This is a genomic window from Bradyrhizobium sp. 157, from assembly GCF_023073815.1.
GTDB lineage: Bacteria > Pseudomonadota > Alphaproteobacteria > Rhizobiales > Xanthobacteraceae > Bradyrhizobium.
On record NZ_JADPKF010000010.1, the window covers coordinates 29721 to 51537 of the forward strand.

At 63.2% G+C, this 21817-nt stretch carries 21 protein-coding genes; 12 read left to right on the forward strand and 9 right to left on the reverse strand.

Annotated features, from left to right (window positions below; all coding sequences use genetic code 11):
- Positions 1-53: 53 nt before the first annotated feature.
- The 5 genes from IVA95_RS01410 to IVA95_RS01430 form a co-directional block, all read right to left on the reverse strand.
- Positions 54-1820 carry an adenylate/guanylate cyclase domain-containing protein gene (locus tag IVA95_RS01410; RefSeq protein WP_247508871.1) on the reverse strand — a complete coding sequence of 589 codons (1767 nt, stop codon included), beginning with the start codon at positions 1818-1820 and terminating at the stop codon, positions 54-56.
- Positions 1821-1948: 128 nt separating this feature from the next.
- Positions 1949-4093, reverse strand: a complete 2145-nt coding sequence (gene mdoH, locus IVA95_RS01415) for a glucans biosynthesis glucosyltransferase MdoH (RefSeq protein ID WP_247508872.1) — start codon at positions 4091-4093, stop codon at positions 1949-1951.
- A complete protein-coding gene (locus IVA95_RS01420) occupies positions 4081-5589 on the reverse strand; it encodes a glucan biosynthesis protein G (protein ID WP_247508873.1) in 1509 nt (502 codons plus the stop codon). Before IVA95_RS01420 ends, mdoH begins: the two co-directional genes overlap by 13 nt.
- 119 nt (positions 5590-5708) lie before the next feature.
- The gene (locus tag IVA95_RS01425) at positions 5709-6179 is read right to left on the reverse strand and encodes a hypothetical protein (protein ID WP_247508874.1); all 471 of its coding nucleotides are present in this window, start codon (positions 6177-6179) and stop codon (positions 5709-5711) included.
- Positions 6180-6246: 67 nt separating this feature from the next.
- Positions 6247-7995, reverse strand: a complete 1749-nt coding sequence (locus tag IVA95_RS01430) for an FAD-dependent oxidoreductase (protein ID WP_247508888.1) — start codon at positions 7993-7995, stop codon at positions 6247-6249.
- Between the two features lie 310 nt (positions 7996-8305).
- Between IVA95_RS01430 and IVA95_RS01435 the strand changes: the two genes are divergently transcribed.
- Genes IVA95_RS01435 through IVA95_RS01445 form a run of 3 tightly spaced genes read left to right on the forward strand, consistent with a single transcriptional unit; the run spans position 8306 to position 10934 of the window.
- Positions 8306-9367: an amidohydrolase family protein gene (locus tag IVA95_RS01435; RefSeq protein WP_247508875.1), complete on the forward strand. Its 1062-nt coding sequence runs from the start codon at positions 8306-8308 to the stop codon at positions 9365-9367.
- A 24-nt stretch (positions 9368-9391) separates the two neighbouring features.
- Positions 9392-10504 carry an amidohydrolase family protein gene (locus IVA95_RS01440; protein WP_247508876.1) on the forward strand — a complete coding sequence of 371 codons (1113 nt, stop codon included), beginning with the start codon at positions 9392-9394 and terminating at the stop codon, positions 10502-10504.
- Positions 10505-10520: 16 nt separating this feature from the next.
- A complete protein-coding gene (locus IVA95_RS01445; RefSeq protein WP_247508877.1) occupies positions 10521-10934 on the forward strand; it encodes a Rieske (2Fe-2S) protein in 414 nt (137 codons plus the stop codon).
- A 127-nt stretch (positions 10935-11061) separates the two neighbouring features.
- On the opposite strand, the gene IVA95_RS01450 is transcribed toward IVA95_RS01445, so the two are convergent.
- Entirely contained in the window at positions 11062-11700 is a 639-nt protein-coding gene (locus IVA95_RS01450; RefSeq protein ID WP_247508878.1) for a TetR-like C-terminal domain-containing protein, read from the reverse strand.
- Between the two features lie 102 nt (positions 11701-11802).
- Here IVA95_RS01450 and IVA95_RS01455 point away from each other — a divergent pair, with 102 nt between their 5' ends.
- Both IVA95_RS01455 and IVA95_RS01460 read left to right on the forward strand, forming a co-directional pair.
- The gene (locus tag IVA95_RS01455) at positions 11803-12498 is read left to right on the forward strand and encodes a PspA/IM30 family protein (protein ID WP_247508879.1); all 696 of its coding nucleotides are present in this window, start codon (positions 11803-11805) and stop codon (positions 12496-12498) included.
- Between the two features lie 41 nt (positions 12499-12539).
- On the forward strand, positions 12540-12815 hold the full coding sequence (locus tag IVA95_RS01460; protein WP_057841492.1) for a YiaA/YiaB family inner membrane protein: 276 nt from the start codon (positions 12540-12542) through the stop codon (positions 12813-12815).
- 3 nt (positions 12816-12818) lie between these two features.
- Here the strand turns inward: IVA95_RS01460 and IVA95_RS01465 are convergent, their stop codons facing one another.
- Positions 12819-13028: a hypothetical protein gene (locus IVA95_RS01465; protein ID WP_247508880.1), complete on the reverse strand. Its 210-nt coding sequence runs from the start codon at positions 13026-13028 to the stop codon at positions 12819-12821.
- A gap of 323 nt (positions 13029-13351) precedes the next feature.
- On the opposite strand from IVA95_RS01465, the gene IVA95_RS01470 reads away from it, so the two are divergent.
- From IVA95_RS01470 to IVA95_RS01485, 4 genes are all read left to right on the forward strand, one after another.
- Positions 13352-13627, forward strand: a complete 276-nt coding sequence (locus tag IVA95_RS01470) for a YiaA/YiaB family inner membrane protein (RefSeq protein WP_213247879.1) — start codon at positions 13352-13354, stop codon at positions 13625-13627.
- Between the two features lie 211 nt (positions 13628-13838).
- The gene (locus IVA95_RS01475) at positions 13839-14879 is read left to right on the forward strand and encodes a hypothetical protein (protein WP_247508881.1); all 1041 of its coding nucleotides are present in this window, start codon (positions 13839-13841) and stop codon (positions 14877-14879) included.
- Between the two features lie 11 nt (positions 14880-14890).
- The gene (locus IVA95_RS01480) at positions 14891-16090 is read left to right on the forward strand and encodes a hypothetical protein (protein ID WP_247508889.1); all 1200 of its coding nucleotides are present in this window, start codon (positions 14891-14893) and stop codon (positions 16088-16090) included.
- Between the two features lie 91 nt (positions 16091-16181).
- Positions 16182-16388, forward strand: coding sequence for a hypothetical protein (locus IVA95_RS01485; RefSeq protein ID WP_247508882.1), 207 nt, complete (start codon positions 16182-16184; stop codon positions 16386-16388).
- 213 nt (positions 16389-16601) lie between these two features.
- On the opposite strand, the gene IVA95_RS01490 is transcribed toward IVA95_RS01485, so the two are convergent.
- Complete coding sequence (locus IVA95_RS01490) at positions 16602-17453, reverse strand: SDR family NAD(P)-dependent oxidoreductase (RefSeq protein ID WP_247508883.1); 852 nt, start codon at positions 17451-17453, stop codon at positions 16602-16604.
- A gap of 184 nt (positions 17454-17637) precedes the next feature.
- Here IVA95_RS01490 and IVA95_RS01495 point away from each other — a divergent pair, with 184 nt between their 5' ends.
- A complete protein-coding gene (locus tag IVA95_RS01495) occupies positions 17638-19134 on the forward strand; it encodes an aldehyde dehydrogenase family protein (RefSeq protein WP_247508884.1) in 1497 nt (498 codons plus the stop codon).
- 50 nt (positions 19135-19184) lie between these two features.
- Here IVA95_RS01495 and IVA95_RS01500 read toward each other — a convergent pair whose 3' ends face one another.
- The gene (locus tag IVA95_RS01500; RefSeq protein ID WP_247508885.1) at positions 19185-19580 is read right to left on the reverse strand and encodes a winged helix-turn-helix domain-containing protein; all 396 of its coding nucleotides are present in this window, start codon (positions 19578-19580) and stop codon (positions 19185-19187) included.
- A 106-nt stretch (positions 19581-19686) separates the two neighbouring features.
- On the opposite strand from IVA95_RS01500, the gene IVA95_RS01505 reads away from it, so the two are divergent.
- Together IVA95_RS01505 and IVA95_RS01510 are read left to right on the forward strand one after the other, a co-directional pair.
- Positions 19687-20811 (forward strand): alkene reductase, encoded by a 1125-nt coding sequence (locus tag IVA95_RS01505; RefSeq protein ID WP_247508886.1) that lies wholly within the window; start codon positions 19687-19689, stop codon positions 20809-20811.
- Positions 20812-21020: 209 nt separating this feature from the next.
- On the forward strand, positions 21021-21533 hold the full coding sequence (locus IVA95_RS01510; protein WP_247508887.1) for a GFA family protein: 513 nt from the start codon (positions 21021-21023) through the stop codon (positions 21531-21533).
- Positions 21534-21817: the final 284 nt, after the last annotated feature.

Genomic DNA, 21817 nt, shown 5'->3' on the forward strand with positions numbered 1-21817 from the left:
TACAGACCGGCAGCATCAAGAACTCGTCCACCGCGATTTGATCCCGGCGAACCTCACGCCGGTAACCCCGCCTTGAGCAGGCCGGCCTCATGCCGTCGGCGGTCTGCCTCATGCTTGTAGTGCTGGGTGGCGAGATAGCCGGCCACCGAGAAACCCGGCTCAAGCCTCATGACCTCTGCGGCATGGGCGGAGGCCGCAACGGCGTCGCCCATCTGTGCGAAAATGGCGGCCAAGAAAGCGTGATGGGTGAAGTCGGGCCGCGTGATCCGCGCGAAGGCCTCGGCGGCTTCCGCAAATTTCTCCGCGCAATAATACGCGCGACCGAGGTGGTTCCAGAAGCGCTCGGGGTGGAACGGGTTGAGGCGCATCGCCTTCTTGATCCAGTCGATCCCTTCTTCCGGCCGCCCCAGCCAGGTCAGAAACTCGCCCTGTTGCACCACGACCAGATCGTAGTTCGGATTGAGTGCGAGCGCCCGCTCCTGATGGTAGGCGGCTCTGTCATGATCGTCGCGCGTCAAGTTCACCGCGGCCAGGATGCGGTGAACGTCGCTGTCATTATCATCGAGCGCCAGCGCGATCTGCAACTCGGCAGCCACGTGCTGGAAGGTGACGTCGCGATCTTCGCACCATCCATAGATCCAGGTTTGGCCCAGCACGCACGCCTTCCAGGCATGGGCGTGCGCATAATTCGGATCGAGCGCGATGGCGCGGTCGAGCAGGGCCTGCGCCTCGGCGTTGGCGTCGCGCTGTGAGCGGTGGTGCAGCACCTTGGCAGCCAGCACGCACTCGTAGGCCGCCATGTTGTCGGTCCGCTTGCGCTTCGCGCGTTCGTGCGTGGCGGCCTCGACACGGCCGGGAAGGGTGGCCACGATCGCTCCGGTCACTTCGTCCTGAATGGCGAAAATGTCCTCCAGCTTGCGGTCATATCGTTCCGCCCAGACGTGCCGGTCGGTTTGCGCGTCGATCAGCTGCACGGTGACGCGAACGCGATCGCCGACCTTGCGCACGCTACCCTCGAGCACGTATTCGACGTCGAGCTCGCGTGCGACCTCCTGCACTTTTACCGCTTTGCCCTTGTGCACGAAGGTCGAGTTGCGCGAGATGACGAGAAGGTCGCGGAAGCGCGACAACTCGGTGATGATGTCCTCGGTGAGGCCGTCGGCGAAGAATTCCTGCTCCGGATCGCCGCTCATATTGACCAGCGGCAGCACGGCGATGGACGGCTTTCGGGTCGTTATCGTCGCTGCCGTGCCGTCCTTGCCACTTGCCGAGGCCTCTGCTGCATCCGGTTCTAACCGCACCCGAAAGACGTGGATCGGGCGGGTGATATTCTTGAGGTTCTGATTGCCGAGATCCTCAAAGGCGATGTCGTCGATCCGGTCGCCGACTTGATCGCGCACCGCGCCCGAGACGCAGATCCCGCCCGGCTCCGCGAGCACTTCGAGACGGGCCGCGACGTTGACGCCGTCGCCGAAAATGTCGTTGTCCTCGATGAGGATGTCGCCCAGATTGATACCGATGCGGAACTGGATCCATCGTGCCGGCGATACGTCGGCATTGCGCCGCGCCATCCGGCGCTGGATCTCGGCGGCGCATGACACCGCGTCAACGACGCTGTGGAACTCCACCAGCATGCCGTCGCCGGTGGTCTTGATGATGCGGCCACGGTTCTTGGCAATCGAGGGATCGATCAGCTCGAGCCGATGGGTCTTGAGACGCGCAAGTGTCCCCGCCTCGTCGACCTCCATCAGCCGGCTGTAGCCGACCATGTCGGCGGCAAGGACTGCAGCGAGTCTTCGCTCGGGTCCGGGCGCTTCCATTTTGCCTCGCTGACGGGCACTCTAGCAGATTTGCCGCGCCGGCCAAGGTTGCGCAGCGGGTGCCCCGATCCGACCACGGTCCGGAACGCTAGTTTAGATTGCAGCGACGTGACGCAAAATGTGAAGTTTCACGCCTGATGACGGGGCAGCGCCAGCAGCGCGGTGAGGATCGCAGGCGCATTGAGCACCGCGAACTTCTCGCGCTGGCTCAGAAACCCCGCCGCCTCCTCGAAAGTTTCGGCATCTTCGATTTTTGCGCGCGCGATCGCGAGATGCGGATCGACGTCGCCGCGCTTCCGCGGCCTTTGTCTGGAGAGGTTGTTCAGGTGTGCTTCGAGCAGGCGAGCATCGTCGAGCAATTCGCGCAGCGGGCATGCGAGCGACGAATGCGGCGCGCTCGCGAGCTCATTGGCGCGCGCCAGCACCGGCGGCGGCGCCGTCTGCTCGGGGGTTTTGAACAATCCGGACCTGCGGTTCGCACCCGACGATGACGACAGCATCGCGATCGGAATGGAAAGCAACAGCCCGAGGATCACCGGCGTCATCCACAGCAGCAACGACAGCGACACGGCATAGGCGCTGATGGCCATGGCGATGCCAATCAATGTCGGCACTGAATAGGTGCTGAGGATGTCACGCTGCGCGACCGCGCCATCGTCCCGGCGCTGAACCTGCCATCCTGCGTCGCGCCCGAACAGGATTCCGCCGACAGCGGACGACTGGAAGACCATCATGACAGGCGCGGTCAAACCGGAAAGGATTGTCTCGGCACCAATGCCGGCAAGCACCAGCGGACCGCCGCCGAACTTCCTGCGCGTGTCGCGATCGGCAAGAAGCACGATGAAGGCCAGCAGCTTCGGCACGATCAGCATTCCCATCGTGCCTGCAAATACCCATGCTGCAAGGACCGGGTCCTGCGCCGGCCATTGCGGAAACAACGAATAGCCTTTCGGAAAATATTCGGGCCGTACGAACTGCGCTTGCAACGAGACCAGGATTCCGAAAACAAGAAAGATCAACCAGAGCGGCGCGGTGAGATATGACCCGATCCCCGTCAGCAGATGAAGCCGCGAGACCCAATGAAAGCCGCGGGTCGGCAGCAGTGCCAGATGCTGCAGATTGCCCTGGCACCAGCGACGGTCACGCGCGGCAAAATCCGAAAGCGTGGGCGGAGATTCTTCGTAACTGCCGCGGAGCGTCGGCGTCATATGGATGGCCCAGCCGCCGCGCCGCATCAGCGCCGCCTCGATGAAGTCGTGGCTCATGATATGCCCGCCGAACGGCTTGCGTCCCCGGAGTTCGGGTAGCCCTGCATGTTGCGCAAAGGCGCGGACGCGAATGATGGCGTTGTGGCCCCAGTAATTGCCTTCCGAGCCATGCCACCATGCGATCCCAGCGGCCAGCATCGGACCGTACAGGCGGCCTGCGAATTGTTGCCAGCGCGCGAAGAGCGATCTGGCATTGACGATGACCGGTAGCGTCTGAATCAGCGCGGCCTTCGGATGCGTCTCCATCGCGGCAACAAGCCGAACGATGCTGTCGCCGGTCATCAAGCTGTCGGCGTCCAGGATCAGCATGCATTCATAATTGGAGCCGAACCGCCTGACCCACTCCTCGATATTGCCCGACTTGCGCGCGGTGTTCTCAGGGCGGTGGCGATAGAAGATTGCGGCGGTGCTACCGACGTCCTGCCGAAGCTTGAGAAAACATTTTTCCTCGGCGATCCAGATCGCGGTATCTGTGGTGTCGCTCAGCACGAACCAGTCGAACTGCGCGCCGTGTCCGGTCTGGTCGACCGATTCATAGATCGCCTGCAATCGTGCCAGGACACGATGAGGGTCCTCATTATAGGTCGGCAGCAGCATCGCGGTGCGGCTGTGGATCGCGGGCAGGGACGCGTTGGCGTCGATGCCGAGCTCATCCTTCCTTCTCATCAGCAGCACGAAGAAGCCGCAAAGCGCCGACATGAAGGAGAAGGCGATCCATGCAAACAGCAGCACGAACAGTGCAAGGATGATCGACTCCAGGACCGTGACACCGCCGACCCGGAGCACCCGGTACATCTCATAACAGCCTGCCGCGGTCAGGATCGCAGTGCCCGTCAGAACGAAGGCGCGCCGGATCCACATCGGCGCAAAATCGGGCGCCGGTGGCGGATCGAATCGCCGCAAGGCCTGCACTGTCATGTCCGTCGGCGATTCCGGAGGAAGGAAATCGGTCAGCGGGATATCCCGATTCCCGGGCGCGCCGCCGGGTTTCGTCAAGGTGTCCATCGATAAACCCAGACCTCCGATACCGCCTCTTCGTTCTGCACGAGCGATGCGCGGAGTTCGACCGGGGTCTTTTCCTTCAACAACTCGAAGCTCAATCGCCAGCCGCCCGTCGCCGGGTTTGGCTGGGTAACGATGTTCTGGATCTTCGCCTTCTCGGCCGTCACGACGCCGCGCAAGCTTTTCGGATCGACCGATTTCAGCCGCTCGCCGGTCACGTCGAGCACGAAAATCGTGGCGTTGTCGCCTCTCGCGCCGATGCCGGTTCGGGAAAATCGCGCGAGCGAGCTGGGCTTCGGCGCATCGGCTCCCCAGTGCAAACGATAGGTGTAGGTGTGCTCGCTCTTGGCCGGCAAGGCTGCTTTGGGGCGCCAGAACGATGCGATGTTGTCGTGAATCTCTTCCTTGGTCGGAATTTCGAGCAGCTTCACCTCGCCTTCGCCCCAATCGCCGATCGGTTCCGCCCACAGGCTCGGCCGGCGCTCGAAATTCGATTCCAGGTCCTGATAGGCGAAAAAATCCTTCTGCCGCTGCATCAGGCCGAAGCCGCGCGGATTGAGGTCGGCAAACGAAGAGACCTGAAGGTCGCGCGGGTTGTGCAGCGGCCGCCAAAGCTCCTCGCCGCGGCCGTTGAATATCGCAAGTCCGTCTGAATCATGGACCGACGGGCGGAAGTCTTCGACGTCCTTGCGGTCGTTCGGCCCAAAGAAGAACATGCTGGTCATCGGTGCGAGGCCGGCTTGTTGCAGTTCGACGCGCGGATAGATCGCCATTTCGACGTCGAACACGGTGGTGTCGCCGGGGCGGATGGTGAAACGGTAGGCCGCGGCGGCGCTCTCGCTGTCGAGCAACGCGTGCACAACGATGGAGTTGGCGCCCGGCGCCGGCTTTTCGATCCAGAACGTCTTGAAGAACGGGAATTCTTCGCCCTTGGCTTCGCCGGTGTTGATGGCGAGCCCCCGCGCCGAAAGGCCGTACAATTGCCCTTTGGCAACGGCGCGGAAATAGCTTGCGCCGAGAAACACGCAAACTTCGTCATAATAATCGGGTTTGTTGATCGGCGCATGGAGCCGGAACCCGGCAAAGCCGAGATCGACTGCCGGGCCGGGCGGCGCCAGATCGCCGAATGAAAACAGGTCGGGCCGGTAGACGATTGGCGCCGCCTGGCCGCTTTTTACCTCAAAGATATCGACCCGGTTCTTGTAAAAAAATCCGCGATGAAAAAACTGCACCTCGAACGGCAATTTTTCGCCGCGCCACAGCGCGCGGTCCGGCAAGAATCGGATCGCCCGATAACGGTCGTAATTGATATTGGCGAGATTGTCGGGCAACTTCTCGCTTGGCGCCTTGTAGGGTTTGCTTGCGAGGTCGCGCGCCATTTGCCGTACGATGGATCGATCGAACGGCACAGGCTGGGCACGGGCGACGGACAAAATCCCGGACGCGATGCCGGTTGCCAACGGTAACGTAGAAGCTGCGAGGAAATCCCTGCGATTCACGAAACAACCTCGCGGTTACTGACGCCGACCATCAGCAACGCAGCGCATACCGGACGGTTCCCGCGCCGGAATAGAACTGCCGTTTTTTCCCGGGTGCCTACGATCTGATCACGAGCGCGCTAGCTTCGTAGCGTATGGCTTATCCGCGTGACCACGTCGTCCCACTGGCGTTTTTCGGAGACGGGATAATTGATCAGCACGCAGTTCAGGGTGCCGTTGCCGCGGTTGCAGCGGTTGTACCAGATCCGGTCCTTGCGAATGCTGGACACAACGAAGAAATCAGGCGTGATCCGCTTGTAGCTGATGCTGGCAGGCGGCCGCATCTTGGCCAGGAACGTGGCGGGCGAATCGTTCCGGGGATTGGGAACGGACTGCACTGTCAGGTCGGCGCGGCCGTCATCGGTAAAAAAGCGCCGTCCTGTGCCGCCTTCCGGCGGTCCGGCGTCGACGGTGAAGATCGAGACCGGCATGTCGACGCTGGTCCCGGTGCTCGCGATCACATATCGGCGCCACTCGGTGCCGCCGGCAAAGGCTAGAGTTGGAACGAAGCTCAAAGCGACGATGGCAGCGCAAAGGTGCGGCACACGCATGGAACGGCCTCCGGTCGATTCGATATAATCGAATCGATCGACGTTCGTTCCAGCCGCGACAGCGTCGTTAGCGCGCAGCCTCGCCCGCAATATGTTTACCCGCGATGTAGCCAAACGTCAGCGCGGGGCCGAGCGTGATGCCGGCGCCGGGATAGTTGCCGCCCATGATGCTCGCCATGTCGTTGCCGGCGGCATAAAGGCCCGGGATCGGTTGGCCGTGTTCGTCGAGCGCGCGGGCATACGCGTCGGTCTTGATACCGGCATAGGTGCCGAGATCGCCGACCACCAGCTTGATCGCATAAAACGGCCCGTCCTTGATCGGCGCGACGCAGGGGTTCGGTCCGTGCAGCGCATCGCCCTGGTAGCGGTTATAGGCGCGCGAGCCCTTGCCGAAGGCAGGATCGCGGCCTTCCGCGGCCGAGGCGTTGAACTCGGCGACCGTTGCCTCGAGCCCCTGTCGATCGATGCCGGTTCTGTCGGCCAGTTCAGCCAGCGTTGCGCCGCGCTTGAGGTAACCGGTGGCGAGATGATGGCGAAGCGGCATCGGAAACGGAGGCACGCAACCAAGGCCGTATTTTCGCAGCGCGCGGTGATCGCACACAAGGAACGCGGTGATCTCCTCGCCTGGTTTTGCCGCCTTCACCATCGCCTGCACGAAGTCATGATAGGAATTTCCTTCATTGGCAAAGCGCCTGCCGTCGCGCATCACCGCGATGACGCCGGGTTTGGCGCGGTCGATGAAATGCGGCATCACGCCCTTGGAGCCGTCCTTGCGCTCGGTGATGGAGACTGGCACCCAGGCCGCTGCGTTCGGCAACGCATCTTCGATGCGCCCGCCGGCGGTCTCCGCCAGCCGCAATCCGTCGCCGGTGTTGCCGACCGGGCCCGGCGAAAAATGCTCGGCGCCGGTGGGCGCGTGCGGAAACATCATCTTGCGCCTCGCCGCATCGTGCGGAAAGCCGCCGCAGGCGAGCACCACGCCGCGCTTGGCGTTGACGCGGATCAGCTTTCCGTGGCGCTCGACGACCGCGCCGCGCACCGCGCCGTCCTCGACGATCAGTTCGTGAACCGGTGAGGACAGGCACAGCGGAATTTTCAGGTCAAACGCAGATTTCGCCAGCCGCCCGGCCAGCGCATTGCCATTGGTCAATGTCATGCCGCGGCCGTGGCGCATCACGTCCATCGCATGCTTCGACAAGCGTTTTGCGACATAGATCGCCGAAGTCAGCGACTTGGTCGCGCGCATGAAATGGACGATCTCCTTGCCCGATCCCAGCATCATGCCGAACACGGTGAGTTCGGGGAGGGGATTGCCGAGATCCCTGATATGCTCGCCCAGCTCGCGGCCATCGAACGGCCGCGTCACCATCGAGCGGCCGCCCTGCGCCCCGCCGGGGGCTTCCGCGTGGTAATCCGGAAAGGTCAGCGGCATGTCGAACTGTACCGCCGTTTTGGTCGTGAAAAAATCGACGGCCTTTGGCCCTTCGCTCAAGAACGCGTCGACCCGCGCGGCATCGAAACTGTTGCCGGCTTCATGGCGCAGGTAGGTTCGCGCTTGGTCCGGGCTTTCCTCGATGCCCCACGCTTTCGCCAGCGAAGTACCGGGAATCCACAGCCAGCCGCCGGAGCGCGCCGTAGTGCCGCCAAAACGCGGCTCTTTCTCGACGATGAGAACGTTGAGCCCGTGATGCCCCGCGGTGACGGCCGCCGACATCCCGGCACAGCCGGAGCCCACCACCAGCGCGTCGCATTCGTAAGTCTCTTGTTCGTTGCCGGCCACGCGATCCGCCCTTGCTTGATGTTCTTGGGCGGGCATTTGGATGAGGAAAGATTTATCTGTCAATCGCGGGTCGTTTCCCTCCCTTCTCCCCTTGTGGGAGAAGGTGGCGCGAAGCGCCGGATGAGGGGTTCTCTCCGCGGAGCCAGACCCCTCATCCGTCTCAATCGTGCTTTGCACGATTGATCCACCTTCTCCCACAAGGGGAGAAGGGTGGATTGCAGCGTTGCGCCGCTGTGCGGCACGGGCAGGGCGGCCACGCGCTTAAGCGCTTGCGCTGTCCTGGCATCGGCGGCACATTTGTCCGCGCGACACCAAGATCGCCGTGACGAATATCCGAGGAACCCTGATGGCGGCCACGCGGATCGATTGCGACATCCATCCCGCCGTGGGCGGCACCCGCACCACGCTCTTGCCCTATCTCGACGATCACTGGAAAGAGCAGGTCGTCAGCCGTGCCATCGACGGCCTCGACCTCAACTCCTATCCGCCCAACATGCCGTTCACCGGCCGCGCCGACTGGCGGCCGGCCAATGGCAAGCCGGGCAGCGATCTCAAGATGGTGCAGCACGGCGCGTTCGATCAGCTCGGTTCGAGCCACGCGATCTGCAACGTGGTCTATGGCGCACAGGCGGTGTTCGATCCTTACATGGCGGCCGGCTTCTGCAAGGCGATCAATGACTGGATCGCGGCCGAGTGGCTTTCGAAAGATTCAAGACTGAGCGCCTCGATCGTGTTGCCCTTGCAGGCGCCGGATCTGGCGGTGGACGAAATCGAGCGCCGCGCCGGCGACAATCGCTTCGTCTCCGTGCTGGTGCTGGCGCAGGGCGAAACGCTGCTCGGACGCCGGCACTACTGGCCGGTCTGGCAAGCCGCCGCGAAGCACAAGCTGCCGGTCGTGATCCACGCCGGCAGTGCCTATCGCACCGCGCCGAGCTCGATTGGCTGGCCGTCCTATCGTTACGAATATTATCTGGCCGAAGCGCAAGCATTCCAGGCCCAGCTCTTGAGCCTGATCTATGAAGGCGTTTTCGGAAAGTTCCCCGATCTCAAGGTGGTGCTGATGGAGTCGGGCGTGAGTTGGCTGCCGGCCTTCATGTGGCGCGCCAACAAAACCTGGCGCGGCGTGCGCGTCGAGGTGCCCTGGGTCGAGCGCGAGCCGGCCGCAATCATCCGCGACCATATCCGCGTCACCATGCAGCCGTTCGACGGTCCGCCGGACGGCGCCGGCGTTGCCGATGTCATCGAGCAGATCGGCTCCGACAAGATGTTCCTGTTCGCATCCGACTATCCGCACTGGCAGTTCGACGGCGACGATCCGATGCCGCCGCATCTGCCGGCCAGCATTGTCTCGCGCATGTGCGCGGACAATCCGCTGGAGACTTTTCCGCGGCTGAAGCTCGCTGCTTGAACTTGGATACGCAAGGAGGATCGCATGAGTGATGTCATCGACCGTCCCATCCTCGCCGAGCAAGTCGCCGCCCAAAGCCGGCTGCGCATCATCGATTGCGATGTGCATCCGAGTATTCATGCGCATTCCGATATCGAGCAGTTCATGCCGAAGCGCTGGCAGGAGCATTTGCGCACCTACGGCAGTCATCTCCGCACGCCCTACATCGGCACCACGCCGTATCCGCGCTCCTCGCCACTGATTGCGCGCCGCGACGCCTGGCCGCCGACCGGTGGGCCTCCGGGCTCCGATCTCGATTTTATGCGCAAGCAGCACCTCGATCCACTCGATATCGAGTTCGGAATCTTACAGGTGCTCGATCTCTTCATCTTCTCGCAGCAGAACCTGGAATTCGGCGCCGCGATCCAGCGCGCCATCAACGACTGGCAACTCGCGTTCTGGTCCGACCGCGATCCGCGGCTGAAGGCCTCGATCCTCGCCGGCCAGGACGACACGGAGTTCGCGATCGCCGAGATCGAGCGATGCGCGAAAATCGGCCGCTATGTGCAGATCAACGTTTGCCCGCGCGCCAACGAGCCGCTCGGGCGGCGTCGCTACTGGCCGATCTATGCACGCGCGCAGGAACTCGGTCTGCCGCTCGGCATTCACGTCGGCGGCTATGGCGGGCACGCGCCGACCGGCGGCGGCTGGCCGTCCTATTACGTCGAGGAGCACCAGTCGAACGCGCACACTATGGCGGCGCAGCTCACCAGCCTCGTGCTCGAAGGCGTGCCTGAGCTATTCCCGAACCTGAAGATCGTGTTCATCGAGGGTGGCTTCGGCTGGATTCCGTCTGCCACCTGGCGCATGGACCGGCATTTTGAGGCCTTCCGTAGCGAGGTGCCGCATCTCAAGCGCCGTCCGTCGGAGTATGTGAAGGAGCATTTCTGGTTCACGACGCAGCCGATCGACGAACCCGACGAAGCAAAACATCTGCGCTCGCTGATTGAATGGGTCGGCGCCGATCGCCTGCTGTTCTCGTCGGATTACCCGCATTGGGATTTCGACGACCCGCGCTACGCGTTCAAGACGCCGCTGACCGAGACCGAGCGCCGCAAAATCTTCAATAGCAACGCCCGCGCGCTCTACAAGCTCTGAGTAACGACAGGATCACATGGCCCGTCACATCATCGCCCGCACCTCAGACATCCCGCCCGGCAGCAACAAGGTGTTCGGCGTCGAGGGCCGCGACGTCGTCGTCTTCCATGTCAACGGAGAATTCTTCGCGCTGCTCAATCGCTGCCCGCATGAGGGCGCGCCGCTGGAGAAGGCCGCCTGCGTGGCGCGGCTGACCTCGCCGGAGCCCGGCGTCTACCAGCGCTCCCGCGTCGGCGAGCTCTTGCGCTGCCCATGGCACGGCTGGGAATTCGACATACGAAATGGGCAATCCTGGTTCGATCCGAAACGGGTGAAGGTGCGCTCGTATCCGGTCGCGGTCGAGAGCGGCGAGGAATTGCAGAAGGGGCCATACGTGGCCGAGACGTTTCCGGTGCATGTCGAGGACAGCTACGTCATCATCGAGACGTAGCTGTCTGCCACGTTTCGCCGGGCATAACTCCCAAAGTCGTCCCGGCCTTGAGCCGGGACCCATAGCCACCGCTGCTGGCGATGGACAGAGCTGCGGCCCCGTCGCACCAGAGATCTGACATCGGCGGTTATGGATCCCGGGTCGCGCTTCGCTTGCCCGGGACGACCGGAGGTGTCAGCCCATCGACCATCGCGCCGACGATGATCGCGATCTCCTTCCGCAACGCCTCCACCGGCACCGAGATCAGCTTCTGCTCGAGGCCGAGCAGCACCATGCCATGCACGGCCGAGAAAAGACTGCGGGCAGTCACGCCCAGTTCGGCCGGCGTTCGTTCTGGAAACAGCGTGGCAAGCGGCTGGTAGATGTGGCGGAACAGATTCATCTGCTCGCTGATGGCCCATTCCGGCACCGGCTTGCCCGGTGCCATGCGGTGCTCGAACAGCGCACGCCACAGCTCGAGATTTTCGGCGGCGAAATCGCAATAGGCGACTGCGATGCGGACCAGCGTCTCGCGAGGCGAGGCGGAGCCATCGGCTTCGGCGGCCGTAAGTGTGGCGTCCAACCGCCCCAGCGTCCGCGATCCGACCCGCAGGATCAATTCGTCCACGTCTTCGACGAGGTTATAAACCGCGCCGTTGGCGATGTTGATGTCCCGCGCCAGATCGCGTGTTTTCAGGCCCGCCAGACCGCCTGCGGCAATCCGTCGCTCCGCCGCTTCGATCAGAAATTCCCGAAGTTTGGCTCGTCTTTCCAGTGCTTTAGACATCTTCCACCAATCTTGAGCGCTGCTCAAAATAATTGTTGAGCAATGCTCAAGGCACTGCTACAACCATCTCGTGAGCAATGCTCATAACACAGGGAGCTACGGATGTTCAAAACTGTTTTGACGCTTTTCCGGGGCAGCGTGGCTGTCGCGGGTGAAGAACTGGAAGACCGCGCGGCGCTGCTCATTCTCGATCAGCAGATGCGCGATGCGGCGGCCGCCGTCGAACGTTCCAAGCGCTCGCTGGCGCTGGCGATCGCGGGCGACCAGCAGGAGGGTCGCCGTCTCGACGCTACCAATGCCCGGATCGCCGATCTCGAAGTCCGCGCCACCGCCGCGCTCGATGGCGGCAGGGAGGATCTCGCTCGCGAGGCGGCGCAGGCGATCGCCAATCTCGAGGCCGACCGTGATGCCGCTATGACCGCGCGGACGCTGTTTGCCTCCGAGATCACCCGCATGAAGCGCCAGGTCGCCAGCGCTGAGGCGCGGATCACCGAACTCGATCGCGGCCGTCGCATCGCCCGTGCATCCGAGGCGGTTCGTGCGCTGCGCCGTGGCGGTATCGAAGCCGCGCGCCCTTACGAATCCACGCTGCCGGAAGCGGAGAACACGCTGAAGCGCTTGCGCGAACGGCAGATCGAAGCCCAGGCCGCTGCCGACGCCTTGATCGAACTCGATGCGGCCACCGGACCGCAGGCGACCGCCGAGAAGCTGGCCGAACAGGGCTTTGGGCCACGCCTGAAATCAACCGCGGACGACGTGCTCGCGCGGCTGAACGCCAAACGCACGCAAGCTGCCTGAAACTGAACTTGATCGATAACCCATATCAACAGGAGATTATCATGAACCAGAACGTCCAACCCCACAGCGGTGCCTGGGTTACCTTCACCTATGTTTCGTTTGCCGCCTCGGCCTTCATGGTCGCCGTCGGCGTGTTCTTCCTGCCGCTCGATCTCTGGATCAAGGGCTATCTCGCGATGGGCATCGTCATGCTGGTGCAGTCGTGCGTCACCCTGACCAAGACCGTGCGCGACATGCACGAGAGCGGCAAGCTGGTGAACCGTATCGAGGACGCCAAGGCTGAGCGGCTGCTGATGGAAGTTTCCAAGGCTGCCTAGTTTTCAAGGCTGCTTGATTTCCAAGGCCGCGTAACCTGTGACGCGGTGCTGGCGAGGGCGGGCGGCGGGTGCTTCGGCATCCGCCGTTCGCTTTTCCGCTTTCGCCTTCACGCCACCACGCAAACCAAAATTGAAAGGGAATATCTGTGCCTCCTGAGGATCCTCTAGAAAATGATGACGGCCGTGGGCATCCAACTTCGCTGCGAAGAGCACTCGTGTTCGTATTGCTGCGGCCCGTCCTCGGAGTGCGCAATCGTCGGCGCACTTCCCATGGAGGCGTGCTCATTGCTTTCGCCCAATTATCGCAACTAGAAATCCTCCCTCGGCGTCCATCGTTCGCTGTCATGAATCATTTGATGCCGCCGCTCAATGCACCGTTTACCCTTCCGCAACCTAAAGCTGCTCTGGTCACCGCTCATTAACTGGCGCGGGCGCAGAAACCTGGGAACGGACGCGGTAGCGGAAAAAATAAGTAGCGAAAAGCCAGCCCGTCCGAACGGTCTTTGATCGAAATCCCTCGTCAGCAGGATGGCGCCATGAATCAGAATATCCAGCATCACAGCAACGCCTGGGTTACCTTCACCTACGCCTCGTTCGGCGCCTCGGCCTTCCTGGTCGCCATCGGCGTCTACTTTCTGCCGGTTGATCTCTGGATCAAGGGATACCTCGCGATGGGCATCGTGATGCTGATTCAGTCCTGCGTCACCCTGACCAAGACCGTGCGTGACGTGCATGAGAGCAGCCGGCTGGTGAACCGCATCGAGGACGCCAAGGCCGAGCGGCTGCTGATGGAAGTTACCAAAGCTGCCTAGTTTTCAGGGCAAGATTTCCAAGGCCGCGTTGCCTGTGACGCGGCGCTGGCGAAGGCGGGCGGCGGATGTTTCAGCATCCGCCGTTTGCCTGTCCCTTCGGAATGTTTGACCGCACCAACACATTGTTTACCCTGCGGCAATCGCAACATGTCGCGCTCGTGGCTCCTTAACGGGCCCGGCGCACAAATCCGCCTCCGAGCGGGAAAGCGGCATGGCGTCTGTCTGGAGCGACAATTCGGCAATTCGTCATTTCTTGGGGCAGGTCCGCTCCGCGGCCGGGCGTCTGGGCGGCTATGGTCTCTTTTGGCTGAAGGCGCTGCGCCAGCCCACCATCGATCTCACCCTGCGCACACATGCCGGGTTGGTCACGCGAATCGTCGAAGCACCCGGCCTGTCGCTTTCCGAAGCCGAACTCGACGAGCTGGTCTCGCAACTGCGCGTCGTGGCCGCCAAGACACTGCCGAAGGAGAGCCTCACCTACGGCATCTTCTCCGGTGAGCGCGAGCGGCTATCGCGCGCCATCGTCACGCTGATCTCAGAGGAAGCGACGGGGCGGCCGATTGCGTTCAACGCGCTCTCAGTCATGAAGGTCGAGCTCGACGGCGATCCGGTGGAGGTCACCCATCTCGGCCTCGTCATGATCGATCCCGATGAGCGAGGGCAGGGGCTCTCCTGGGTGCTGTATGGCCTGACGGCGCTCGTTCTGTTTGCCCGCGACGGCCTGCGTCCAAAATGGATCTCGAACGTTACCCAGGTGCCGTCGGTCGTCGGCATGGTCAGCCAGACCTTCTCGGACGTCTTCCCGTCGCCCCATCCGGACTCACGCCAGAGCTTTGCGCATCTGCAACTGGCGCGCGGCATCATGTCCCGTCATCGCGCGGTGTTCGGCGTGGGTGAGGAAGCCGGCTTCGATGAGGCCCGGTTTGTCATTACCAATGCCTATACTGGCGGATCGGACGCGCTGAAGAAGACATTCGAATCCGCGCCCAAACATCGCGACGAACAATATAACGCCTGGTGTGCGCGCGAGCTCGACTACGCCAGGGGCGACGATGTCCTGCAGCTCGGCCGCATCGATCTCGCCGGCGCCCGCCGCTACATCCAGCGCGATGTGCCGGCCGGTTCGTTGCCGGCGCTGCTTGCGGCCTCCGCCGTGCTGGCGTTACAGCGGCTGATATTGCCGGTGCTTTACTGGTTCGACGATACGCGTTCGTTCGGCAGCTTGCGGCCGTGGCGAGGGAACGGCCGATGACACCAGGTGAAATGACATCTGGCATGATCGCCGATTCCATCGTCAATCTCTGCGGCGCGATCGGGCTTAGCGTCGCCATGATCACGCTGCACCGGCGCGATCCCAAGGGCCCGTTGACGCGGCGTCTTCTGGTGGCGCTTGGCATTATCGCGTCACTGTTCCTGGTGCGGGGCACGGCGTGGTGGAGCGGCAGCGTGGTACTGAATAACCTCTCGGCAATTCCGGCCGCGATGATCCCGCTCGGCGCATTGCTCGTCACCGAAGGTATCCTGCGGCGCCATGCCCCGCGCGCGGCCAAGATCGCGCTTTTGAGCGGCGGCATCGCGCTCGGTTTCGCCGGCGCTGCTGGGCTGGAAACCCTCGCGATGCCCGTCGCCATCCTGCTCGTGCTGTTCCAGCTCGGTGGCTTTGCAATCTGCGCCTGGCTGCTGGCAACCCGCGACCGAGGGATGCTGATGGCGTCCGAGAATCGCATCGTCGGACGTCTCGCCGTCGGCGCCATCTTGGTCATTCCCTTCATCGTAACCGATTTCAGGGTGCTGTTTCCGGATATTCCGGTCAGGCTCGGGGCATTGGGGGCGCTGCTCGTCGTTACCGCGATACTGATAGCGGAACACGGCGCGGAGACGCAGCGTCAGGCGCTGATGATGACGGCCTTGCGGTTGTCGAGTTCGGCGCTTCTCGGTATTGCCGCCGCGTTCGTCGCGCCGGACGCCGATGCGGCGCAGGTCACGCGGTTTTGCGCCATTGCCATCGCGGGTGTTCTTACCATCGGGCTGATGGTGGATGCACTGCGCGCCCACTTCGAATCACAAGTCCCCGGTGTTCTCAATTCCGTCGCGGCCTCGCCGGCCAGAACGCGCGACGCGCTGATCGCGGAACTCGCGCGTCATCCGATCTTCGAGAGTGCCCGGCGTTATCGGGAGAGCGAACTTTCGGCCTACGATCCGCCCTTGCTGCGCGATTTTCTCTCGACCCGGCGAGTGCTGCGCCGGCCCGATGCGCCGTGGGGCCTGACATCGTCCGATCCGGCCGTCGAACGCGTGGTGTCGCTGCTGGCGGCCAACAGCGCGACGCACCTCATCGTGCTATCGCACGATCCGATCGACGTCATCACACTAGCAGTTCCCGTAATTTCGGCCGATCCAGCCACTGAAACCGCGCTGGCCCTGCTGCGGCGCCTGCTGGCGCTGACGCCGGAGGCAACGTGATCAGTCACGAGATTTTTCACGCGCGACGTACGAAACGCATTGTGACTGTGATAAGACCGCCGCCGTAGCGAGTTCATGACGGGGCAGGCCAATGTCGAAGCAAGCGATGCGTGAGGAGGCCGAGCGCCTGATCCGCGAGACGATGGAAAAGAAGAGCATCGTCGTGAAGCAAGGACAGACCAGGATCGAGGCGGTCTGCGGCAAATGCGGCGCGCCGAACCGCGTCCAGGCCGAGAAGGGCGCGACCCGCGTCAAATATGCCTGCAAGCAATGCGGCGACAAGCAGGTGACGCTGTAGGACTCTGCGGCTGCGGGACTTCTTATCCGCACTGTCGCCGCATAGACGGTGGGCTCCCTCCCCCCTTGCGGGGGAGGGCTGGGGAGAGGGGTAAGCCGCGCACACGCCGTTGCCGCCACCCCTCTCCCTAACCTCGAGAGCGAGCTTCGCTCGCCTCGGACCCCGCAAGGGGGGAGGGAACGCACCTTTGTTGAGCCGGCAGCAGCGCGACGCTTAGTATCCCTTCACAAACCTGGCAAACGCCTCGGCATAATCCGGATGCCAGCGCGACAGTGCGGGGCGGTTCTCTACGATGTCGCCAATCGCCCACAACATGCGCCGCTCGTCGAGTTGCCGCGGCACGTCGTTGTCCGGACAGAGGATGTAGAAGTCGCCGGCGTCGATGCGTTCGATCATAAAGTCGACGGTCTGCTCCGGCGTCCAGGCGCCGGGCGGCTTCTCGGTTCGGCCGCGTGCGGTCAGCGGGGTGAAGACGTGGCCGGGGATCATCAGATGTGCGCTGATCTTGCAGCCCGGCAGGTTCCGCAATTCATGCTGCAGCGCCTCCGTCTGTGCTTTGACGCCGGCCTTCGAGACGTTATAGCCGGGATTGCCGGGCGGCGTTGTGATGCCTTGCTTGGAGCCCGTGTTGATCACGAGGCCGGGCCGTCCGCGTTCGACCATGTAAGGCACGAAAACCAGCGTGCCGTGAATGATGCCCCACAGGTTCACCGCAAGAATGCGCTGCCAGTTTTCCAGCGGACCGAAGCTGTTGCTGTCGGGGCCAATGCCGGCATTGTTCATCAGGATGTCGGTACCGCCGAACCGCTTTTGCACCGCGGTTTCCAGGCCCGCAACCTCATCGAAACGGCTGACGTCGACCGATGCCGTCATAATATCGGCCGCGCCGCCTCTTGCGACGCCTGCCAGTCTGGTCGCGGCCTCGGCGAGGCGCTCGGCGCCGATGTCGGCGATGCACACCTTCATGCCGAAGCCGGCGAAACGCATCGCGGCGGCGAACCCGATGCCGGAGGCGCCCCCGGTGATCACGGCAACATGATTTGGCGACATCGCAGGATGGGGCATCGTCATTCTCCGGACAGATGAGGTATGTATTCGCAGGCAGGCGCCTTAGATTACCATGTACGAACGGGCATGGGAGGTTTTCGCATCGGCTGCTTTCCGCAATCCTTCGGCCGCATTACGGTTCATGCCACCGTTATGGATGTGCAAACATAGCGCGACCAACCGACTTCAAGGGAGTGCAAACATGGCTGTCACGCAGGCAATTCCGATCACGCGCCATCCTTACGCGGATGGTTCCTACAAGAGGATGCTGATCGACGGCCAGTGGGTCGATGCCGCCTCCGGCAAGCAGTTCGAGACCCACAATCCGGCGACCGGCGAATTGCTCGCGACCGTCGCCGAGGGTGACGCGGAGGACATCAACCGCGCCGTCGCGGCGGCCCGCCGTGCCTTCGAGGGACCGTGGAGCAAGGTCAAGCCGTATGAGCGGCAAGGCCTGTTGCTGAAACTCGCCGATCTCGTCGAGAAGAATTTCGAGGAGCTGTCGCAGCTCGATACGATGGACATGGGCGCGCCGATCAGCCGCACCCGCGGCAACAAGCTGCGCGTGCTCGGCATGCTCCGCTATTACGCCGGGCAGGCGACGGCGCTGCACGGCGAGACCATCGAGAACTCGTTGCCGGGCGATATCTTCTCTTACACGTTGAAGGAGCCGGTCGGGGTGGTCGGGGCGATCATCCCCTGGAACGGCCCGCTCGCTGCGACCGTCTGGAAGATCGGTCCCGCAATCGCGACCGGCTGCACCGTCGTGTTGAAGCCCGCCGAGGAAGCGCCGCTGACCTCGCTGCGGCTCGCCGAGCTCTGCATGGAAGCCGGCGTCCCGCCCGGCGTCGTCAACGTCGTGCCCGGCTATGGCGAGACCGCCGGCGCGGCGCTAGCGTCGCACCCCGACGTCGACAAGGTCGCCTTCACCGGCTCGCACGTCACGGGGCAATCGATCATCCGCGCCTCCGCCGGCAACCTCAAGCGCGTGTCGCTCGAACTCGGTGGCAAGTCGCCCGATATCGTGTTCGCCGATGCCGACCTCGACGCGGCGGTGCCGGGCGCCGCAATGGCGGTGTTCGCCAATTCCGGGCAGATCTGCAGCGCGGGGACGCGGCTGTTCGTTGAAGAGAACGTCTATGACGAGTTCGTCGGCCGCGTCGCCGAGTTCGGCAAGAAGCTGCAGGTCGGCAACGGCCTCGATCCGGGCACCCAGATCGGGCCATTGGTCTCGCAGCAGCAGATGGACCGCGTCGCTGGTTACCTCGACATCGGTCAGAAGGAAGGTGCCAAAGCGGTGGCCGGCGGCGGCCGCCTGACCGAAGGCGCGCTCTCGAAGGGCTTCTTCGTGCAGCCGACCGTGTTCGCCAATGTGCAGGACAATATGCGGATCGCGCAGGAGGAAATCTTCGGCCCGGTGATCTCGGCGATTTCCTTCAAGGATATCGACGAACTGATCAAGCGCGCCAATGCCACCACGTTCGGATTGGGCAGCGGCGTCTGGACCACCAATGTCAGCAAGGCGCATCAAGTCGCGAAGGCGCTGCGCGCCGGCTCGGTCTGGGTCAACTGCTATCAGGCGATGGACCCGGCCGTACCGTTCGGCGGCTACAAGATGAGCGGGTACGGCCGCGAGTCCGGCAAGCAGCACGTCGAGGAATATCTCAACGTCAAGGCGGTCTGGATCAAGACGGCCTGAGACGCTTCAGATCGGTGCATGCGATGGCGGCGGCTTCGGCCGCCGTCCTGTTATCGCGCTTCTTGTCGGCTGGCGGCTTTCCTTGGCCGCCCGATCTCGTTGCCCAAGGCCTGCAATTCTTTGCGCGCCGCGGTTGCCGCGGTACGTTCGATCTTGCGATAGCGCGCGACCAGCGAGAGGCCAAACGGCGTCAGCACCGCGCCGCCGCCATTCTTGCCGCCGGTCTGCCGTTCCACGGCGGCCTGACGGCAGATGCGGTTGATCTCGTCGACCAGATCCCAGGCGCGCTTGTAGGACATGTCCATAGCGCGTCCGGCGGCGGAAATCGAACCGCTTCGATGGATCGTTTCGAGCAACTGGATCTTGCCGGGGCCGATACGCCCCGCTGCGTCGATATCGATGCGGACACTGAGCGAAGGAAGCTGCTTGCCGTTCGGTTTTTGCATGGAAGATGTGCTCGCTCGCGTCGAGGCTACACGTTGCGTCCGAAACCTTTTACGAAGAAGCTGAAGCGGTTACATATCCGTATCAACACGGGGTTCTGGAAGAGACATGAATTATCCATCGTTGTTTTCGCCGCTCAAGCTCGGCCCCTATCAGCTCAATCATCGTCTCGCGTTGGCGCCGCTGACGCGGATGCGAGCGGCGAAGCCGAGCCTCGCGCCGCGGCCGCTGAATGCGGACTATTATGCGCAGCGCGCGACGCCGGGCGGATTGCTCATCGCCGAGGCCTCGCCCGTGATGGCGACGGGCTTCGGCAGCCCCGGCGTTCCCGGCATCTATACGGAAGTGCAGATCGCGGGCTGGCGCGAGGTAGTCGATGCGGTCCATGCCAAGGGCGGAATCATCTTCCTGCAACTCTGGCATGTCGGGCGTGTCTCGCATTCCTCGTTCCAGCCGGGCGGCGTGTTGCCGGTCGCGCCGTCGGCGGTGCCGATCGCCGATCTGAAGACCGGCACGGCCGACGGCAAGGCAGTGCCCTACGAGACGCCGCGCGCGCTCGAAACGTTGGAAATTCCCGGCGTGGTCGACGCCTATCGTCAGGCCGCGAAGAATGCGCTTGCCGCCGGCTTCGACGGTGTCGAGGTGCACGGCGCCAACGGCTATCTGATCGAGCAGTTCCTGCAGTCGCACACCAACCTGCGCACCGACCAATATGGTGGCTCGATTCCAAACCGCGTGCGCTTCCTGATGGAAGTGACGCAGGCCGTGGTCGATGTTTGGGGAGCCGACCGCGTCGGCGTGCGGCTGTCGCCCTATGGTGTCGCCAACGGCAGCGGCGAGCCGGATCCGATGCCGCTCTATACGCACGCCGTCGAGCAGCTCAATCCGCTTGGCCTCGCCTACCTGCATTTCATCGAGCCGCGCTCCTCCGGCGCCGGCCGCGCCGAGGTCAACCACCAGAACGTGCCGTCGGCAATGGTGCTGTTCCGCCCGATCTGGAAGGGCGTGCTGATCACGGCCGGCGGCTTCACCGGTGAGGCTGCCGATGCTGCGATCCGGGATGGCCATGCCGATGCGGTCGCTTTCGGCCGCATCTTCATTTCGAATCCGGACCTGCCGCGCCGGCTGCAGCGCGGCTTCCCGCTGACGCCTTATAACCGCGCGACATTCTACGGCGGCGATGTGACAGGCTATACGGATTATCCGGAGCACAACGAGCTGGAGCAGGCGTGAGGAGATCGTAGCCCGGATGGAGCGAAGCGAAATCCGGGAGCGCGGGTGGTGCCTGGTGAGTCCAGCCCCGGATTTCGCTTCGCTCCATCCGGGCTACAAGGCTACCGTCATTGCGAGCGAAGCGAAGCAATCCATCGTGCCGCAAAGAAAGTCTGGATTGTTTCGTCGCTTCGCTCCTCGCAATGACGGAGTGTGAGGACGGAGCCCAAATGTTTCCAGAACTGGAACCAGAGAAAAAGAAATCCAAGGCCATATTGCTCGGCAAGCCCGCAGCGGGCCAATGCCTGTGCGGCAAGGTCGCCTTCGAGATCGACGTGCCCGCGCGCTGGGCCTGGCACGATCATTCGCCGTCGAGCCGCCGCGCGCATGGCGCGGCCTACGCGACCTATGTTGGAAGCTGGCGCAAGCGCTTTCGTATTACCAAGGGCGAGGCCAGTCTCACACGGTACGAAGACGAGGCCACCAAGACCGTGCGCAGTTTTTGCTCACACTGCGGCACGCCCGTCGTCTATGAACGCCCGCGCTCGCCGCACATGGTCAACATCCCCCGCGCGCTGTTTTCGGGCCGCACCGGGCGGCAGCCGCTCTATCACATCGCGATCGAGGAATTGCAGGAATGGGCCTATACCGGCGAGCCGCTGGTGCCGCTGAAGGGATATCCCGGCGTGGTCTGGCAGCGCTCGAAAAAGAAGAAGCGCGCGGACCGTGAAGGGATGGTCTAGAGCGTAGACCCACTACGCGCAGCCAGCCATAGCGGATGGATGCGAGCTGGACCAAGGCGATAAGGGCTTGAATCACGGCAAGACAGTCCGGCTCAATGTGGCCCGCCAAGGAGCGGGTCGGACGCTATGCACCCGAAAGCGGACCTATTATGCTCACCCTGAGCTTGGTCGTTCTTGACCCTGGTTGTTCTCTAATTCCGGGCCTGCGGTCAAGACTCTCCACATCCTTGCCGGGTTCATGGTTCTCTCCGCGGTAGGGGCATGCCCTCCGCATGATGGCGTAG

Coding starts and splice junctions, on each gene's coding strand:
- IVA95_RS01445 (WP_247508877.1), top strand. CDS start 10,521: ATGGCCCGTCACATCATCGCCCGCACCTCAGACATCCCGCCCGGCAGC.
- IVA95_RS01500 (WP_247508885.1), bottom strand. CDS start 19,580: ATGCAAAAACCGAACGGCAAGCAGCTTCCTTCGCTCAGTGTCCGCATC.
- IVA95_RS01475 (WP_247508881.1), top strand. CDS start 13,839: ATGGCGTCTGTCTGGAGCGACAATTCGGCAATTCGTCATTTCTTGGGG.
- IVA95_RS01470 (WP_213247879.1), top strand. CDS start 13,352: ATGAATCAGAATATCCAGCATCACAGCAACGCCTGGGTTACCTTCACC.
- IVA95_RS01440 (WP_247508876.1), top strand. CDS start 9,392: ATGAGTGATGTCATCGACCGTCCCATCCTCGCCGAGCAAGTCGCCGCC.
- IVA95_RS01455 (WP_247508879.1), top strand. CDS start 11,803: ATGTTCAAAACTGTTTTGACGCTTTTCCGGGGCAGCGTGGCTGTCGCG.
- IVA95_RS01450 (WP_247508878.1), bottom strand. CDS start 11,700: ATGTCTAAAGCACTGGAAAGACGAGCCAAACTTCGGGAATTTCTGATC.
- IVA95_RS01410 (WP_247508871.1), bottom strand. CDS start 1,820: ATGGAAGCGCCCGGACCCGAGCGAAGACTCGCTGCAGTCCTTGCCGCC.
- IVA95_RS01480 (WP_247508889.1), top strand. CDS start 14,891: ATGACATCTGGCATGATCGCCGATTCCATCGTCAATCTCTGCGGCGCG.
- IVA95_RS01435 (WP_247508875.1), top strand. CDS start 8,306: ATGGCGGCCACGCGGATCGATTGCGACATCCATCCCGCCGTGGGCGGC.
- mdoH (WP_247508872.1), bottom strand. CDS start 4,093: ATGGACACCTTGACGAAACCCGGCGGCGCGCCCGGGAATCGGGATATC.
- IVA95_RS01425 (WP_247508874.1), bottom strand. CDS start 6,179: ATGCGTGTGCCGCACCTTTGCGCTGCCATCGTCGCTTTGAGCTTCGTT.
- IVA95_RS01430 (WP_247508888.1), bottom strand. CDS start 7,995: ATGCCCGCCCAAGAACATCAAGCAAGGGCGGATCGCGTGGCCGGCAAC.
- IVA95_RS01495 (WP_247508884.1), top strand. CDS start 17,638: ATGGCTGTCACGCAGGCAATTCCGATCACGCGCCATCCTTACGCGGAT.
- IVA95_RS01460 (WP_057841492.1), top strand. CDS start 12,540: ATGAACCAGAACGTCCAACCCCACAGCGGTGCCTGGGTTACCTTCACC.
- IVA95_RS01510 (WP_247508887.1), top strand. CDS start 21,021: ATGTTTCCAGAACTGGAACCAGAGAAAAAGAAATCCAAGGCCATATTG.
- IVA95_RS01490 (WP_247508883.1), bottom strand. CDS start 17,453: ATGCCCCATCCTGCGATGTCGCCAAATCATGTTGCCGTGATCACCGGG.
- IVA95_RS01505 (WP_247508886.1), top strand. CDS start 19,687: ATGAATTATCCATCGTTGTTTTCGCCGCTCAAGCTCGGCCCCTATCAG.
- IVA95_RS01485 (WP_247508882.1), top strand. CDS start 16,182: ATGTCGAAGCAAGCGATGCGTGAGGAGGCCGAGCGCCTGATCCGCGAG.